Source organism: Alkalihalobacillus sp. MEB130, assembly GCF_032335535.1.
GTDB lineage: Bacteria > Bacillota > Bacilli > Bacillales > Bacillaceae_D > Halalkalibacter.
Genome location: NZ_JAOANA010000040.1, coordinates 1 through 16297 on the forward strand (window position 1 = coordinate 1; position 16297 = coordinate 16297).

Sequence of the window (16297 nt, forward strand, 5' to 3'; positions counted from 1 at the left end):
TGTGGACGGGATAAGTGCTGAAAGCATCTAAGCATGAAGCCCCCCTCAAGATGAGATTTCCCATGGAGTTAATCCAGTAAGACCCCTTAGAGATGATGAGGTTGATAGGTCTGGTGTGGAAGCGTGGTGACACGTGGAGCTGACAGATACTAATCGGTCGAGGACTTATCCAATATTCTTGAAGTCATACTTCGTGAAGTATGACAATGGTTTCTATCACGCATTATCTAGTTTTGAGAGAACTATTCTTTCAATTCTATAGTCTGGTGGCGATAGCGAAGAGGTCACACCCGTTCCCATGCCGAACACGGTCGTTAAGCTCTTCAGCGCCGATGGTAGTTGGGGGCTTCCCCCTGTGAGAGTAGGACGTTGCCAGGCAGAAAAAAGACAATCCAATGGATTGTCTTTTTTTTTGCGCATAAACTAAATGCTCAGGCGCTGAAGAGCACTGTTCCGGAGGAACAGAGTCTTCTCCGAGTAGGCCGATGGTTACATCGTGAGTAAGCTACTTTGAAACAACATCATGCCCCCCTGTGAGACGAGCTGTTTCTCTTCGTAAAACAGCATGAGACTCTTCTAAGAGAAGCTTCGTGATAAGCGTCCCCGTAGAAGAGAAATTGCGAGCCAGGACGTTGCCAGGCGCACGCTCCGCACAAAAAGCAGGAGGTTAGGGGTGTGCGTAATATTATTAAAGCAGAACCAGCATCTTCTTCGAATAAGCGGATGGTTACATCATGAGTAAACTTCTCTGAAACAAAACCATGTCCCCTGTGAGCCCGAGCTGTTTCTTTTTATAAAACAGCAAGGAGTTTTCTAGCAGAAACTTCATGATAATCTCCCCGTAAAATGGCTGTAATCACGTTGAGTATTATTACTGTTTTTTCTATTCTCTTTACCGTGGGTACATGTTCTTTATGTTTATGCTAGCATTGTTCCTTTCAAGAAGTTAAATATGGTTAACAATATAACGATGTCATTAGCAAAACAGATACGAAAGAAAAAATAAAACAAAGTATGTAATAAAAAGGCTACTGCAGAGGTAATTCTCCTCCTTCAGTAGCCTTTTTATACTATGGTAAAAACACGACACAAACTGGATTTGGTACAGAAATCTCCATCCCTGTAGGTTGCAATGTACCAGCTGCTGCATCAATAGAGTATTGTACGATGTTACTTGTATTTTGGTTCGCTACTAGTAGATACGTTCCTGTAGGATCAATAGTAAAATCTCGTGGGAACGAACCTTTAGTTGAAACATGTTCAATTAATGAAAGCGTACCTGATTCAGAGTTAATTTTAAAAACGGCAATGCTATCATGTCCACGATTGGAAGCGTACAAATAGTTGCCATCAGCAGAAATCTTAATGGCTCCGCCAATGCTTTCTCCATCAAATTGCGATGGTAAGGAAGAAATCGATTGTACTTCGTTAAATGTACCAGTTGCTGAATCGTAGTGTAAAGCAATGATTTCTGAACTGAGTTCTCCGTTTACATAAGCAAATGTTTCGTTAGGGTGGAATTGGATATGTCTAGGACCCGTTCCTGGTTTGAATGTTTGTACATGATGCTTGCTTAAATTTCCATTGTTTACAGCGTAAACACCCATCTCATCTGTTCCTAAATCAACCACACATAAGAACTTTTCGTCAGGAGTTAAACCTGCGTAATGAGCGTGAGGCTTTTCTTGTCTTTCATGAGGTCCATTGCCTGTATGTTCAACAGTTGACGTAATGGTAGAGATTTCTCCATTATTAGATAATTGATAGGCAATACCTGTCCCTAGATGATAGTTAGCTGAGAAAAGATAGTCATTATTAGCATTTACACTTACATGACATGGGGGGCTGCCATCGGCTACTTTATAATTAAGTAAGGCTAGCTGTCCATCAGGATTAATAGCATAAGCGCCGACACCACCTTCACTGTCTTTTTTCATAACTGAATATAAGTACTGTTGATCACTTGTGATCGTAAGGTAGGTCGGGTTGTCCACTTCAACTGCGACTTCAACATTTTTCATCTTTCCTGAATGGATGTCTAATGTAAACTTGTAAATGCCTTTACTCTCTCCGTTTGTGTATGTACCAACATAGGCTGAAACTTTCTTAACCATGAACAAACTCCTCCTTAGATAATTACTCCATATTAACTATATCATAGGAAAAAATGATGTGCATGTTCTTAAGCAGGAGATCAAATAAAAAGGAGAATCTTCACAGTTTTTAGTAAATTACGCCAATTCTTTGCGCAGAACTTGACAAATTTCTGAATTCACTTTATAGTTGTGATAGTTAGGGGGAATTCATTTTGGATAAGAAATGCGCTGGAATTACAAAAGACGTGATCGATTCTTTTGCTGTCTATCTCTCTGAAAAAGGAAGGTCAGAAAATACCATTAAAACGTATTGTGGTGTGATTCATACATTTTCTACTTGGTTAGAAACACAAGGAATTGATTTAACTGCACTTACGCAAGAAGATGTACAAAGGTATATCGGTTATTTAGAATCTGAAAATAGAAGTGTCTCAACGATCAATAAGATTTACAATACAATCAATACTTTTGCGAAATCACGTAACGTACCTGAACTGACTGCACAGATAAAAAGGTCAAAAACAAAAATTGACTATGTTGCTCCAGAGTACTTGAGTGAAGAAGAAGTAACTGCGATTTTGAAGAAAGCGAAAACTGATTCAAATAAGCGGAATAAGGCAATTTTATACGTATTGTTATATACAGGTGTTCGTGTTTCGGAACTATGTACATTAAATAGGGAAGATGTCAAACTAAATCACAAAAGCCAAACTGGACAAGTCATTGTTAAACATGCAGAATCAAAAAATGAACGAATCATACCTTTATCTAAAGAGCTCGTTCATACACTTCATGATTATCTTTCTTCTAGGTATGATGAACAAGAGGCATTATTTGTATCAAATTATCAAAAACGAATAGCGGCTCGCACAGTTCAACATATGTTAAAAGAAGAGTACGGAGTATATCCGCATAAGTTACGTCATACTTTTTGCTATGATTTGGTTCGAAAAGGTGTCGATTTATCAATTGTTGCTCAGCTTTCGGGGCATTCAGATATTAATGTAACAAAGCAATATCTCGTTGATGTTGACGATCAGGATCACGTAGGTTAATAGATTGAACGGTACCTAGCTCTAATTCTATTTGTTTGGAATTAGAGCTAGGTATCGTTTTAGTGGCACTCACGATCGAGGAGGCATGAATGAAACAACTGATTCTTATAGCTCTGCTTATCTTTGTGGGAGGTTTGGTTCTATTGATGAGTACTCACAATAAAAAGCCAACGATTGAATCAACCTGGATGTGGAATACATCTACTCTAATAGAAGAGGCAGAACGTTATCGTGAATTTATGATGGAAAAAGGAGTTTCTAAATTATACGTTCAAATAGATCCTAGTATAGAGGTTAAAAAATATCAATTATTTATACAAGAAGCTAGTGTAAATGGGATTGACATATACGCTATGGATGGTGCAAAAGACTGGGTGTATAGTTCAAATGAGTTAATAGAAAAGCTAGCTTGGTTAGATTCTTATCAACAACTATCGAATGAACAAAGTCGATTTAAGGGGCTACTGTTAGATGTTGAACCATATTTATTAGAGGAATGGAATGATGAAAAGACTTCGTTACTGGAAGGATATCAGGTGATAGTTGAGGAAGCGTACAATTATACTCAGGAAAATAACCTGCCATTTGAAGTTGCGATTCCTTTCTGGTTTCATGAATTAAAAATAGGCGGGCAACCATTTTTAGAGACGATTTCTACTTTTGTAGATACGTATGTCATTATGTCTTATAGAACGGACTTGTATGGAGAGAATGGTTTCCATGCTTTAGTTGAGCCAAACTTTCATACACTTTTTTCTAATGAAGCAAATATCGTCTTAACAATAGAAACAGAGACGTTAAAGGGAGAAGAGAAATACATTTCGTTTGCTGAGAAAGATGAGGCGGATATGAATGATTTTATTAAGAAGGTAAATCAACATTATAAACAATATAGTCAATTTAATGGGGTTTCCGTTCATCATATAGAATCTTGGATGGATGTAATAGATGAGTAAAAAGTCGCTAGAGTTCATTCTAGCGACTTTTTGTTGATTTTAAATACGGCTTATTGTTGTGGGTCACCTTTCACTTCTTGCTTCACTAATAACGTCCGAACACGCTGGATGATGCGGTGTGTTCTTTTTTGTTCCAAGTAAGAATCGAGCATCGCATCAAGTAAATCTCGATCGATTAAGATGACCTTATTTGCTCGTGCCACACGTTTAGCTGCTTTTGTATAATGACTATTGGTCACGATGATGGTTCGCTTTGCTTGGTAGAGAGGATTAAGTGCAATCACGTCATGAACAAAGGAAGATCCTACTTGATTTTGTTGGCGCTTAGCCACGACGATGGCTTTTAATCCTTTTTTACGAAGGATTAAGTCAGGTTGCAACTTTCGATTTCCTTTTGTTTTGCTTACAGAGTACCCTTGTTTTTGAAAGAGTGGAACTAACATTTGTTGAAACTCCCGTTCAGGTAATTCATCAATATTTAATAGCTCAGTCGATAGATGCTGAGATACCCATTTAGAGGTTTTCAATAACTTAACCAAGCCTATCGATGATAATAGTGCAGCTAGGACAAAACCAAATAAGGTAAAGCTGTAATTATATAATTGAACTAGGACATAAGTGGTTAAAAAAAGGTAAATAGGAATAAGAGGATTTCGCTGTTTGCGTTTAAGCGCTGGCATGTTGTCACGTCCTTTACGCATTTTTTTACTATCCTTCCCAATTTATGATGTTTTATGTACAAATGTGGTGTAAAGGGGTCAGACCCTCCTTTAGTATACTAAAGGAGGGTCTGATCCCCGAAAACAAACAGGTGTTTGCATTTTTCGGTGGAAACTCGTAAGATAAAGGCAAAGGAGGAACGTGAAAATGACAGACCTTTTGCCAGAGTGGGTTGGCTCTATGGGGATTGTTCTCTTTGGTTTAGTAGTGGTGATGACGATTGCGGTCGGTATCATTATACATATTCGCAAACGAAAACGATTTGATGTAAGCAAAATATCGATTACTGATATTGACCAAATGTCAGGCCATGAGTTTGAGGATTATTTGTATGTATTGTTTGTAGCCTTGGGTTATGAAGAAACGTTTTTGACAAAGAAAAGTAGAGATTTTGGAGCTGATTTGCTTTTTCGTGATCGATCTAGAAGAGAAACCGTCGTACAAGCTAAGAGAATCACAGAGAAAGTAGGATTAGATGCAGTACAAGAAATATTCGCAGCACAAGCCTATTACCAAGCAGATAAAGCCGTTATCATTACTACGGCAAAGAAGCTTTCTGAACCGTGTATGAAACTAGCTGCTGCAACAAAAGTAAGTATCATTGCTCGCGATGATTTAATTGAGATGATTCGTTGTTTTAAAAGAGGGAAAGTAGAGGAGGCTCAAGACTTAGTGGAGCTTTCGCACGAAGAAATAGAATATAATTCGGATGACAGTTTAGATGACGTTGATCATCAGCGAGGATTCATTAAAGCTGGTGATTACTTTTACAAGCTATAATACAATTGATAAGGCATAGGACATCATTGATCTAGCATACCATTCGTTATGGGGGGATGTGCTTATGCTAAAGGTCATTGATTGGCAGATGATCGCATTTGTTGGAGGGTCATTGTTACAAGAGTACCTACGCTTTCCGCATGTACCACGTATGTATTATTTCCAGGAAGACAAAAGAAGAAGATAAACGATGACCGAGCAGCTAATGTTGCTCGGTCTTTCTTTCGATATAAATCGACAAATAGCCACAAATTCTCAGTGACACCGAAATGTTCCTAAGCTATACTAAGGAAGAAAATCTTACAAATGGAGGGGTACTCTTTGCTTGAGCAATTCAAATGGAATAACATGAACATAGGAAGAAAGTATGCGACAATATTTACTGTAGTGGCCATTACTTTTTTAGTAACCATATTTGTTACATATTGGTTTCTAGAAGAAACCAGTAATACGATGGAAGAGACGATGGTTACAAATGAAATTGCAATTCATTCCTCTGAACTTATCTCCCTTTATCATGAAAAATACTTACAAATTCCCGAGTATATTGTTGATTCAAATGATGACAGATTAAGTGACTATTTAGATGATAGTAAGCAATTTATTATCACAGCAAAGAATCTTCGGCAACACCTAACCGATCAGGAGCAAATAAGAATCTTCGCAGAAATCATTGAAAACAACGATCAATTGGATGAATATTTTTTCAGTGTGATTGTACCTAATGTTCAGCAAATTAATACAACTGAGTTTTTAGCACTACAAGAAAATGCAAGTCAATTGAAAGAAAATACAATTGGATTAGCCAATCAATTAAAAGACCAAGCTGTCGATTCTAATACCGGCTCGATTCTTAGAGTCCAAGAGAGCATTCATACTATAACTTCTATTCTTATTACGACTGGCATCTTATCCATTGTGATTGCGTTTTTACTTATCGGTTTTATTGGCAGGAAAATAAAAAATGATTTAAATAAAGTTGTTGAAACAAGCAACGAGATCGCTGCAGGAAATCTGAATTTTACAAAATTAAAAACGAGTGGAAATGATGAAATAGGAAAACTCTCTTCGTCTATTAATCATATGGGTGAAAAACTAAGAGAAATGATTATTGAAGTTTCAAGTTTGGCATCAGAGGTTGATCAACAATCTACTAAAGTAGCAGAAGCATCTTTTGATGTGAAACACGGAAGTGAGCAAGTGGCAGTAACAATTGAAGAATTAGCATCAGGGTCTACGAATCAAGCGAATGAAGTTTCTATAATCTCTGAAAACACGAGTCGTTTTAATGAACGATTAGTGACGGCAAATAGAAGTGGAGAAGCATTAGTTACGTTTTCAGATGAGGTTCTTAAAGTTTCTATTAACGGTGATAATCAAATGAAAGCATCTGTTGATCAGATGAATAAAATCAATGAAATGGTCCGAGCTTCCGTTTTAAAAGTACAAAGTCTTGAGACCAAAACTCATTCTATTACCGAATTAGTACATGTTATCAAATCAATAGCTGAACAGACCAATTTGCTTGCCTTAAATGCGTCAATTGAAGCAGCAAGAGCTGGGGAAGCGGGGAAAGGGTTTGCAGTTGTAGCGAATGAAGTAAGGAAATTAGCTGAAGGGGTCACGAATTCAGTTGAGAACATTACGAGCATTGTATTTTCGATTACGGCAGAAGCTTCTCAAGTTTCGAAAGAATTGAATGACGGATTTCATGAGGTGAACAAAGGGCGTGAACAGATTGAAGTATCTGGTCAATCTTTCTTTGAAATAAAGCAAAAGATTTCTGATATGGCTGAAGGGATTAAAGAAATTTCCGATACACTCGCTTATTTTGAAGACACAAGCAGAGAAATTAGCACATCCGTAGAGCAAATCGCTGCGATATCAGAGGAATCTGCTGCAGGGTCTGAGGAAATCTCGGCATCTGTGAACGAACAGGTGAAAACAATTGATCATATATCAACGAGCGCAAAAACATTGGCAACGATGTCTGAGAGAATGAACGAAATTATAAAACAGTTTCGTTTATAAAAAAGTGGAGGGGTAAAGGTGTTCATATCGTTCAAACAACGGCTTATGATGAGTCTAATTTTATTAATCGTTTCTATTAGTGCTGCTTGTTCTAATATTGATGAGCAAGCTTCTTATGACGCTGAGGAAATCCAGCTACTATCTGATGATGTGTATGTTGGTTTTGTTATTGATACATTAAAAGAAGAACGTTGGTACAATGATAAGGAAATATTTGAAGAAGAAGTGAAACAAATAGGAGGAAGAGTGAAAACTCTTGCCGCCAACGGAAATGACGATGTCCAAATTAAGCAAGCGGAACTTCTCATTGAGGAAGGGGTCGATGTGTTAGTGGTTGTTCCTCATGATGCAGAAATTTCAGCTAAAATAGTGGAACTTGCTCATGCAGCTAATGTAAAAGTCATTTCATATGATCGCCTTATTCGAAATGCAAATGTAGATTATTATTTATCATTTGATAATGAACAAGTAGGAAAGCTTCAAGCTGAGGAAATTCTCAAGCATGTGAATGAAGGGAATTTTGCTTACGTTGGAGGAGCAGAAAGTGACAATAATGCTCATTTATTTCGACAAGGAGCTATGAGTGTTCTACAACCCTATATCGACAGTGGGGAAATTCGATTAGTGTTCGACGAATTTACAGAAGGATGGAATCCAAGTGTTGCTCAAGAAAATATGGAAAAGGCATTAATTGAGTTGAACAATGAGGTTGATGCGGTCATTGCAGCGAATGATGGAACTGCTGGTGGTGTCATTACGGCATTAACAAATGCGGGCTTGCAAGGCATTCCAGTATCTGGACAAGATGCCGAATTAAGTGGGGTAAAAAGAATTGTAGAAGGAACACAAACGATGACAGTTTATAAGTCTATCGAAACATTGGCAAAGCGAGCAGCCGAGTTAGCCGTCCAAGTTGCTAAAAACAATGAGATCGAAACAAACGATACGATTCATAATGGTATGAGTGACGTCCCGTCCATATTGCTAGAGCCTATTTCTGTAACAAGAAGTAATATTCAAGATACGGTAATCAAGGATGGTTATTTAACGGAATCGGAAATCTATAATGAATAAAAGGAAGGGGTTGCCTCAATTAGATGAGGCAACCCCTTCCTTATTTTAGATACTTACTTTTGGGTGAATCGTATCACTAATCTTTTCAATAATGGATTCAACAGCATGTTCGTCTTTTAGTAAATCGTATTCTTGAATGTTTAAACGTAAAACAGGGCAAGAGGTGAAGTTCTTTATCCACTCTTCATAACGTTCGTGCATTTCTGTCCAATAAGAAAGAGGGGTCTTTTGTTCCATCTCACGCCCACGCTCTTGAATTCGTGCCAGAATATCATCTAATCCACCTTCGAGATAAATTAGTATATCTGGGTGAGGGAAATATGGAGTCATCACCATCGCATCAAACAGACTTGTGTACGTTTCATAATCAACTTGAGTCATTGTCCCTTTATCAGAATGCATTTTTGCAAAAATGCCTGTATCTTCATAAATAGAGCGGTCTTGGATAAAGCCGCCACCTTGCTCAAACATTCTTTTTTGTTCTTTGAAACGCTCAGCAAGAAAATAAATTTGAAGATGAAAGCTCCATCGTTCGAAATCGGCATAGAATTTATCTAAATATGGATTATGATCGACATTTTCAAACGATGTTTGAAAGCCAAGGGCATTCGCCAGGGATTTTGTCATCGTTGATTTTCCAACACCAACTGTTCCAGCAATCGTAATAATTGCATTTTCAGGAATGTTGTATTTAGCGTGTAGGTTCAAAGCAGGTCGCTCCTTTTTGTAATGCTTGATCTAATTTTGTAAAGATAGATTGTAGGTCAGCTGGATTTTTCACAAAGTCCAGACTGTCTCCGTTAATATCGATAATTGGTGTATTCGGATAAAGAGATGCCCAGTTAGCCATAGCAGTCTCATAGTCATCCGATAGTTGCTCAAGATAATGAGGATCCATCTTCTGCTCCATCTCTCTTCCGCGCATCTCAATACGTGACAAAAGGGTAGGGAGGCTTGCATGTAGATAAATAATCAAATTTGGCTTTGGCATATCGGCCGTTAAAATATCGTAAATGCTTTTGTATTTTGTATATTGCTCACTTGTTAAAGTCCGTTTAGCAAAAATAATATTTTTGTATATATGATAATCTGCTACGACTGGTATGTGTTTTTCAATAAAATTCGATTTGATGTCTTCTAATTGCTTATAGCGATTGCAGAGGAAAAACATTTCCGTTTGAAAGCTCCACTCTTCTATGTTTTCATAGAATTTACCTAGAAATGGGTTTTCGTCAACAATCTCCTTGAGTAAATGGTATTCATAACGTGCGGAAATAGCCTTAGCAAGGGATGTTTTCCCAACACCAATCGGCCCTTCAACCGCAATAAAGGGGATATGATTCATAGTAGCCTCCTCAAGTGGAGGGTCAGACCCCTCTTTACTATACTAAAGAGGGGTCTGACCCCTTAGATGATTTTCGTCGTCCATGATTCGCAGTTCCAGACATCTGTCGCAACATCTTGGTAGAACTCTGGTTCATGGCTGATGAGTAAGATGCTTCCTTTGTATGCTTGCAAGGCACGCTTTAGCTCTTCTTTTGCGTCTACGTCTAAGTGGTTCGTCGGCTCATCAAGAACGAGAATGTTCGTATCTCGATTAATGAGCTTACATAGGCGTACTTTCGCCTTTTCTCCACCACTTAAGACAACCACTTTGCTTTCAATGTGTTTTGTCGTTAATCCGCATTTGGCGAGAGCTGCTCGAACTTCCGCTTGTGTAAAAGAAGGGAAATCTTGCCATACTTCTTCAATACAAGTTTTATCCGGATCTTTTGCTTCTTGTTCAAAGTAGCCGATCTCTTGGTAATCACCGCGCTCAACTTCACCATCAACGGGTTTAATTAAGCCGAGAATGCTTTTAAGCAATGTTGTTTTCCCAATTCCGTTGGCCCCAACTAGAGCAATCTTTTGACCGCGCTCCATACGTAAGTTTAGTGGACGAGAAAGCGGCTCATCATATCCAATCACAAGATCTTTAGCTTCAAAAATCAGCTTGGATGTCGTTCTAGCTTCTTTGAAGTTAAACTGTGGCTTAGGTTTTTCTTGAGCGAGTTCAATCATATCCATCTTATCAAGCTTCTTTTGGCGAGACATCGCCATGTTTCTAGTTGAGACACGAGCTTTGTTTCTTGCAACAAAGTCTTTTAATTGAGCGACTTCTTGTTGCTGCCTTTTATAAGCAGCCTCGAGTTGTTGCTTTTTCATTTCATGTACTTCTTTAAAGTGCTCATAGTCTCCAACGTAACGGTTCAACTCTTGATTTTCCATATGATAAATCAAATTAATAACGCTATTTAAAAATGGGATATCATGAGAAATTAAAATAAAAGCATTTTCGTATTCTTGCAAATAGCGCTTTAACCATTCAATATGTTGCTCATCTAAATAGTTTGTCGGCTCGTCCAATAGAAGAATATCTGGCTTTTCTAAAAGTAGCTTTGCAAGTAATACTTTCGTACGTTGTCCTCCGCTTAAATCTGTAACATCACGTTCCAGACCAACATCGTCTAACCCTAATCCACGGGCAATTTCTTCCACTTTTGCATCGATTGTATAAAAGTCGTTATTCGTTAAGGTATCTTGAATAATTCCGACATCTTCAAGCATTTTTTCAAGCTCTTCAGGAGTAGCTTCTCCCATTTTGTCATACATTTCATTCATTTCTGCTTCCATGTCGAACATATATTGAAACGCGCTTTTTAAAACGTCGCGCATGGTCATGCCACGCTCTAATACAGAATGCTGATCTAAATATCCAACGCGAACTTTTTTAGACCATTCCACTTTTCCCGCATCGGGCATTAATTTTCCAGTAATAATATTCATAAACGTTGACTTACCTTCACCATTGGCACCAATTAAACCAATATGTTCCCCTTTTAGTAAACGAAAAGAAACATCATGAAAAATGGCACGGTCGCCAAAACCATGGCTTAAGTTTTTAACTGTTAATACACTCATGTCAAACACCTATCCTTATGATAATTGCGTACTATTTTTTGCTTTTTCCATCTTATCATAAGAGGAGGGGCTTGTCTGTTTGGAATTGGACTTTCTCATTGAATGTATTTACCAGTAGAGCCACATTCCTATCCTGAATTTTTAGAAATGTACATTGAAAAAATAGTGAAAAATATAAAAGCTTTAAAGGATTTAAAATCTTTTCGTTGAATAGTAAGTATTGACCTAAAACTAGAAAGATTATTTAATGGAGGTATGTGTGTAATTAGGAAGGAAGTGTAAGAAGTGAGTAAACGATTTGATGAAGTAATCGAACGTCGCGGGACAAATTCAATGAAATGGGATATGACAATGCAACGTTTCGGTGGTGAAAATCTTTTGCCGATGTGGGTAGCGGATATGGATTTTCGAGCACCGCAAGAAGTGTTGGATGCATTACACGCGACAGTGGAGCACGGGATTTTCGGATATCCTGCACACTCAAAAACAGTAGATCAGGCAGTGCAAGGATGGCTTAAAAGAAGGTATGATTGGAATGTAGATACAGACTCATTTATTTATACTTCAGGCATTGTGCCGACCATTAGTTATATTATACAAGCATTTACTGAACCTGGTGATGGCGTGATTATCCAAACACCAGTTTATTACCCGTTTTATGATGTCGTGAAAAAAAATAATCGTGAGTTAATAACGAACCCTCTTGCTTTTGATGGAGATCACTATGATATCGATTTCAGCAACTTAGAATCAGTAATTACAGAAAAGACGAAAATGTTGGTTCTTTGTCATCCTCATAACCCAGTTGGTCGAGTTTGGAAGAGAGAAGAATTAGAGCAGTTAGCGGCTATTTGTAAAAAATATGATTTGTTCGTCGTATCAGATGAAATTCATGCTGACTTATTATTTAAAGGGCAAAAACATATTCCGTTCGCCTCGGTAAATGATGATGCTGCGGCGAGAACATTCACTTGTTTAGCGCCAAGCAAAACCTTTAACTTAGCTGGAATTCAAACATCTTATGTTGTAATTGAAAATGAAAAGTTAAAGGGTATGTTAGCCAACCATTTAGCCAATTCCTTTGCTAATTCTGTGAATTCTTTTGCAGAAGTTGCAACGGAGGCAGCCTATACATATGGTGAAGAATGGTTAGAAGAATTGATGGAATATGTACAAGAAAATTTTGACTTTGTTCGAGAGTATGTTTCTTTACATATGCCAAAATTACGAGTGATGGATTCTGAGGGCACGTATCTGTTGTGGCTAGAGTGTTCAAATCTTCCCCTATCAGCAGCAGAACGAAAACAATGGCTAGTGGAAGAAGCGAAAGTAGCATTGAATCATGGACCGATTTTTGGTGAAGAAGGCAAAAGTTTTGAACGAATTAATTTAGCATGTCCTAGGGAAACGTTACAGCAAGGATTAGATCAAATGAAAAAAGCTTACGATAAACGCGGCTTTTAAAACGATAATTTTTTATAAGTGCGGTGAAGGGTATGGAAAGTTTAGAATATCAAGTATTGATTGAAGCATATGAACGGGCAATTGAATTAGGACTAGAAGAAGACTTCATCGCGTTGTTACGTGAAGAAATAAGTGAACGTACAACAGACCACAATGTGACGAAAAAGTCGAAATTATTTTTGTGAAGATGAAGGATTGTTTCGATTTTTGTAGAATAAAGAAAATATTGATCATATATCGGAACTTGAACACATAAATTGGAAGAGTGACACCGCATAACAGTTGAGACAAATCGACAAAGGAGACATTTACTATATGTTACAGGAAAATCTTTATGAGGAACTTATCAACGATTGTAAATGTAAGCTGAGGAGAGACCTTACAAGTGAAGAGGTGGAGCTCATAAAATGGATTCAAGAAAGACAATATGAGATGTGCTTTCAGCGAATGAAAAGTTCATAATTAACTTCAAGGGGCGTTTTTTCGAATGAGCTTATAGCTTAAGAGAAAGCCCCTTTTATTTTGTTATTAATTGAAGATATGATTAAATAAGAAGAAAGGAAGGGGTGCTGTTTGATGAAAACATTCAAACTTTATTCACTTAGTTTACTTGAAGGAAAAGAAGGCAAAGTGAACCAAAAGTTAATTCCTATTCAAGACGGACTCATTGTTAATATGGAGAACCCGTCTCAGACATGGTACATTGAAGCTGTGATTAGCGAGGATTATTATGATTATTTTAGAGAAATCGAAGAGGAAGAACGCCATATACTTGTCGATGTTATTATTACGAGCAAAGACAACCACCCCGCGGCGATGATTACAAAAGTTCAAACAATAACAAAATTAACGGAGAGCATTAGCATTTTATTAGAAGCAAAATTAGCATTAAAGAGAGATGTTATTATTGAAGATGTGCTCAAAGATTTAGTTAGTGAAGGCTATTCTGAAGAACAGTTACTAACTGAATTTCATAATAAAATGGAAAACTTAGCAGCACATCCGCAAAGTGCGTTAGATACGATTTACAGGTCCATTAAAGAAAGCGGTCAATATAATTTGCAATAACTACAAGGCATCCAATTTTGAAAGGAAAAAGAGGAGATTATTCCTTTTTATACCTTTAGAAAACTGGGTGTCTTTTACTTATGAAGTCCCTGTTTGTCATGCATAGAACACAAACTCTTTCTCATACTAACAGAGTAATTATTATGATGTTAAGAACGGGGGAGCCTTACTATGCAAGGAAAAGATAAATGGGCCATTTTCTCGATTTCATCTATCCCACTAGTTATGACGCTGGGGAATTCGATGCTAATCCCCGTGTTACCTCAAATCGAGAAAGAACTTGGAATTAGTTCCTTTCAAGTAAGTATGCTCATCACAGTCTACTCCATCGTGGCTATTCTTTGCATACCAATTGCAGGGTATATTTCCGATCACATTGGAAGAAAAAAAGTCATCATTCCAAGTTTGATTATTGCAGGTGTGGGAGGATTTATTTCAGGCTTTGCAGGATGGCAAATGGAAGAGCCTTATAATATGTTGATATTCGGACGTTTCTTGCAAGGGATTGGAGCTGCTGGGGCGATGCCTATCGTCTTACCACTCGTCGGTGATTTGTACACCGATCAAAATGATGTAAGTAAAGGATTAGGAATGATTGAGACAGCCAATACATTAGGAAAAGTGTTAAGTCCGATCTTAGGGGCGGCATTAGCGCTAATTGTTTGGTACATGCCTCTTCTTTCCATTCCAGCTTTATGTTTCATTTCCATTTTAGCGATGATCTTTTTAGTGAAAGTTCCTCCGGTGAGTGGAAAAGCGGTTGGCTTTAAGCAATTTGTCAAAACAACAAAAGTAATATTTAAACGCGAGGGTCGCTGGTTATATGCTGTATTTGCTATTGGCGGCATTTTAATGTTTGTTATTTTTGGTGTTCTCTTTTATTTATCGACTATGTTGGAAGACGAGTTCCAAATTGATGGTATTAAAAAGGGAATCATTTTAGCCATTCCATTAGCTGCTTTATGTTTCTCTTCTTTTGCAACGGGAAAAGTAATTGGTCAAGATAAACAGAAGATGAAATGGTATACAGTTGCTGGACTTGTGATTTTAACGTTAGCTATATTTACAGTTTCTTTTTCAAAAGACATTTATTTATTGCTAACTTGTCTATTTGCCAGTGGGGCAGGTATCGGTATTGCCCTCCCATGTCTAGATGCTTTAGTAACAGAAGGAATAGAAATGAAACAACGCGGAACGATTTCTTCTTTATATAGTAGTATGCGATTTCTTGGTGTTGCTCTCGGTCCACCTGTTTTTGCTGTTTTAATGAAAACGTCTCATTCATTTATGTTTTTTTCGAACACCATTTTGTGTATTGGGACGGTCCTAATCGTATTGCTTGCCATTAAACCAGAAGACCCTGTGAAACCAACTTGGGGTTAAAGTGGTTTCCCTTCTTTTGGTACACCTGTATACTAAAAAGAAGAATAAAAAAGAGGCGAGAGTATGTATCAATTTAAGGATTCAAATGGTTGCCTTGTTCGTCTAACATTTGAAGAGCAAGGCTTTGTACAAGATGCAAAGCATATTTGGGTTATATGCCGATACAATGATCAGTGGCTTTTGACGGATCATCAATCAAGAGGGTTAGAATTTCCTGGCGGGAAAGTAGAGTCAGGGGAGACATTGGAACAAGCAGCAATTAGAGAAGTTAGAGAAGAAACAGGGGCAGAGCTCAAAGCTCTGCAATACATAGGTCAGTACCAAGTAACATGCGAGCAACAAATCATGTATAAAACCATTTTTTTTGCGACCGTTTCGACATTAACAACCAAAAGTCATTATTTTGAAACAAGTGGACCTATGCTAATACCGGAGCTTCCTGAAAACATTTATGAACGTCCAGAGTTTAGCTTTATCATGAAAGACCTTGTACTTACTTATTCGTTAGAAAGAATAGGGAAAATGCAATTGATTTAGGGCATAGTTCTATTTATTGGATCCCTTGGCGGCAAAGGAAGAGCCATATCTCGCAAAAAGAGTGAACCAAGTGGCAATGGCTCCACGCGCCGTGCGCCTTTTTGAGAAGAGCACTCAAAAAGGCTTAAAACATAACGGCGGCTCCGCCTATGCTTAAAAGCATGTACAAAAA

The 16297-nt window shown here is 37.7% G+C and carries 16 protein-coding genes and 2 rRNA genes; 13 read left to right on the forward strand and 5 right to left on the reverse strand.

Annotated elements, in window-relative coordinates:
• Together N0O92_RS22695 and rrf are read left to right on the forward strand one after the other, a co-directional pair.
• Positions 1-173, forward strand: a 23S ribosomal RNA gene (locus N0O92_RS22695); the annotation flags it as partial.
• A gap of 89 nt (positions 174-262) precedes the next feature.
• A 5S ribosomal RNA gene (gene rrf / locus N0O92_RS22700) occupies positions 263-378 on the forward strand.
• Positions 379-1070: 692 nt separating this feature from the next.
• Here the strand turns inward: rrf and N0O92_RS22705 are convergent.
• Positions 1071-2114 (reverse strand): lactonase family protein, encoded by a 1044-nt coding sequence (locus N0O92_RS22705; RefSeq protein WP_315617254.1) that lies wholly within the window; start codon positions 2112-2114, stop codon positions 1071-1073.
• Positions 2115-2308: 194 nt separating this feature from the next.
• Between N0O92_RS22705 and N0O92_RS22710 the strand changes: the two genes are divergently transcribed.
• Positions 2309-3151, forward strand: coding sequence for a tyrosine-type recombinase/integrase (locus N0O92_RS22710; protein WP_315617256.1), 843 nt, complete (start codon positions 2309-2311; stop codon positions 3149-3151).
• Positions 3152-3240: 89 nt separating this feature from the next.
• Complete coding sequence (locus tag N0O92_RS22715) at positions 3241-4107, forward strand: hypothetical protein (protein WP_315617258.1); 867 nt, start codon at positions 3241-3243, stop codon at positions 4105-4107.
• A 50-nt stretch (positions 4108-4157) separates the two neighbouring features.
• Here N0O92_RS22715 and N0O92_RS22720 read toward each other — a convergent pair whose 3' ends face one another.
• Positions 4158-4808, reverse strand: coding sequence for a restriction endonuclease (locus N0O92_RS22720; RefSeq protein WP_315617260.1), 651 nt, complete (start codon positions 4806-4808; stop codon positions 4158-4160).
• A gap of 166 nt (positions 4809-4974) precedes the next feature.
• On the opposite strand from N0O92_RS22720, the gene N0O92_RS22725 reads away from it, so the two are divergent.
• From N0O92_RS22725 to N0O92_RS22740, 4 genes are all read left to right on the forward strand, one after another.
• Positions 4975-5607 (forward strand): restriction endonuclease, encoded by a 633-nt coding sequence (locus N0O92_RS22725; protein ID WP_315617262.1) that lies wholly within the window; start codon positions 4975-4977, stop codon positions 5605-5607.
• A gap of 64 nt (positions 5608-5671) precedes the next feature.
• Entirely contained in the window at positions 5672-5794 is a 123-nt protein-coding gene (locus N0O92_RS22730) for a hypothetical protein (protein WP_315617264.1), read from the forward strand.
• 134 nt (positions 5795-5928) lie between these two features.
• A complete protein-coding gene (locus N0O92_RS22735; protein ID WP_315617266.1) occupies positions 5929-7638 on the forward strand; it encodes a methyl-accepting chemotaxis protein in 1710 nt (569 codons plus the stop codon).
• Between the two features lie 45 nt (positions 7639-7683).
• Positions 7684-8712: a sugar ABC transporter substrate-binding protein gene (locus tag N0O92_RS22740; RefSeq protein ID WP_396334574.1), complete on the forward strand. Its 1029-nt coding sequence runs from the start codon at positions 7684-7686 to the stop codon at positions 8710-8712.
• A 45-nt stretch (positions 8713-8757) separates the two neighbouring features.
• On the opposite strand, the gene N0O92_RS22745 is transcribed toward N0O92_RS22740, so the two are convergent.
• The 3 genes from N0O92_RS22745 to N0O92_RS22755 form a co-directional block, all read right to left on the reverse strand.
• Complete coding sequence (locus tag N0O92_RS22745) at positions 8758-9420, reverse strand: deoxynucleoside kinase (protein ID WP_315617270.1); 663 nt, start codon at positions 9418-9420, stop codon at positions 8758-8760.
• Entirely contained in the window at positions 9404-10057 is a 654-nt protein-coding gene (locus N0O92_RS22750; RefSeq protein ID WP_315617272.1) for a deoxynucleoside kinase, read from the reverse strand. Before N0O92_RS22750 ends, N0O92_RS22745 begins: the two co-directional genes overlap by 17 nt.
• Before the next feature lie 62 nt (positions 10058-10119).
• The gene (locus tag N0O92_RS22755; RefSeq protein ID WP_315617274.1) at positions 10120-11673 is read right to left on the reverse strand and encodes an ABC-F family ATP-binding cassette domain-containing protein; all 1554 of its coding nucleotides are present in this window, start codon (positions 11671-11673) and stop codon (positions 10120-10122) included.
• Between the two features lie 285 nt (positions 11674-11958).
• On the opposite strand from N0O92_RS22755, the gene N0O92_RS22760 reads away from it, so the two are divergent.
• From N0O92_RS22760 to ytkD, 5 genes are all read left to right on the forward strand, one after another.
• A complete protein-coding gene (locus N0O92_RS22760) occupies positions 11959-13137 on the forward strand; it encodes a MalY/PatB family protein (RefSeq protein ID WP_315617276.1) in 1179 nt (392 codons plus the stop codon).
• A gap of 32 nt (positions 13138-13169) precedes the next feature.
• The gene (sda, locus tag N0O92_RS22765; protein WP_315617278.1) at positions 13170-13322 is read left to right on the forward strand and encodes a sporulation histidine kinase inhibitor Sda; all 153 of its coding nucleotides are present in this window, start codon (positions 13170-13172) and stop codon (positions 13320-13322) included.
• 391 nt (positions 13323-13713) lie between these two features.
• A complete protein-coding gene (locus N0O92_RS22770; RefSeq protein ID WP_315617280.1) occupies positions 13714-14205 on the forward strand; it encodes a YwpF family protein in 492 nt (163 codons plus the stop codon).
• Between the two features lie 171 nt (positions 14206-14376).
• Positions 14377-15588 (forward strand): bacillibactin exporter BcbE, encoded by a 1212-nt coding sequence (gene bcbE / locus N0O92_RS22775; RefSeq protein WP_315617282.1) that lies wholly within the window; start codon positions 14377-14379, stop codon positions 15586-15588.
• Between the two features lie 63 nt (positions 15589-15651).
• Entirely contained in the window at positions 15652-16125 is a 474-nt protein-coding gene (gene ytkD, locus N0O92_RS22780) for an RNA deprotection pyrophosphohydrolase (RefSeq protein ID WP_315617284.1), read from the forward strand.
• The last annotated feature ends 172 nt before the right edge of the window (positions 16126-16297 follow it).

What these genes read in the sequence shown, in the direction of transcription:
- N0O92_RS22705 (WP_315617254.1), bottom strand. Translation starts at nt 2,114, where the DNA reads ATGGTTAAGAAAGTTTCAGCCTATGTTGGTACATACACAAACGGAGAG.
- N0O92_RS22715 (WP_315617258.1), top strand. Translation starts at nt 3,241, where the DNA reads ATGAAACAACTGATTCTTATAGCTCTGCTTATCTTTGTGGGAGGTTTG.
- N0O92_RS22720 (WP_315617260.1), bottom strand. Translation starts at nt 4,808, where the DNA reads ATGCGTAAAGGACGTGACAACATGCCAGCGCTTAAACGCAAACAGCGA.
- N0O92_RS22725 (WP_315617262.1), top strand. Translation starts at nt 4,975, where the DNA reads ATGACAGACCTTTTGCCAGAGTGGGTTGGCTCTATGGGGATTGTTCTC.
- N0O92_RS22730 (WP_315617264.1), top strand. Translation starts at nt 5,672, where the DNA reads ATGCTAAAGGTCATTGATTGGCAGATGATCGCATTTGTTGGAGGGTCA.
- N0O92_RS22740 (WP_396334574.1), top strand. Translation starts at nt 7,684, where the DNA reads ATGATGAGTCTAATTTTATTAATCGTTTCTATTAGTGCTGCTTGTTCT.
- N0O92_RS22750 (WP_315617272.1), bottom strand. Translation starts at nt 10,057, where the DNA reads ATGAATCATATCCCCTTTATTGCGGTTGAAGGGCCGATTGGTGTTGGG.
- N0O92_RS22755 (WP_315617274.1), bottom strand. Translation starts at nt 11,673, where the DNA reads ATGAGTGTATTAACAGTTAAAAACTTAAGCCATGGTTTTGGCGACCGT.
- sda (WP_315617278.1), top strand. Translation starts at nt 13,170, where the DNA reads ATGGAAAGTTTAGAATATCAAGTATTGATTGAAGCATATGAACGGGCA.
- N0O92_RS22770 (WP_315617280.1), top strand. Translation starts at nt 13,714, where the DNA reads ATGAAAACATTCAAACTTTATTCACTTAGTTTACTTGAAGGAAAAGAA.
- bcbE (WP_315617282.1), top strand. Translation starts at nt 14,377, where the DNA reads ATGCAAGGAAAAGATAAATGGGCCATTTTCTCGATTTCATCTATCCCA.
- ytkD (WP_315617284.1), top strand. Translation starts at nt 15,652, where the DNA reads ATGTATCAATTTAAGGATTCAAATGGTTGCCTTGTTCGTCTAACATTT.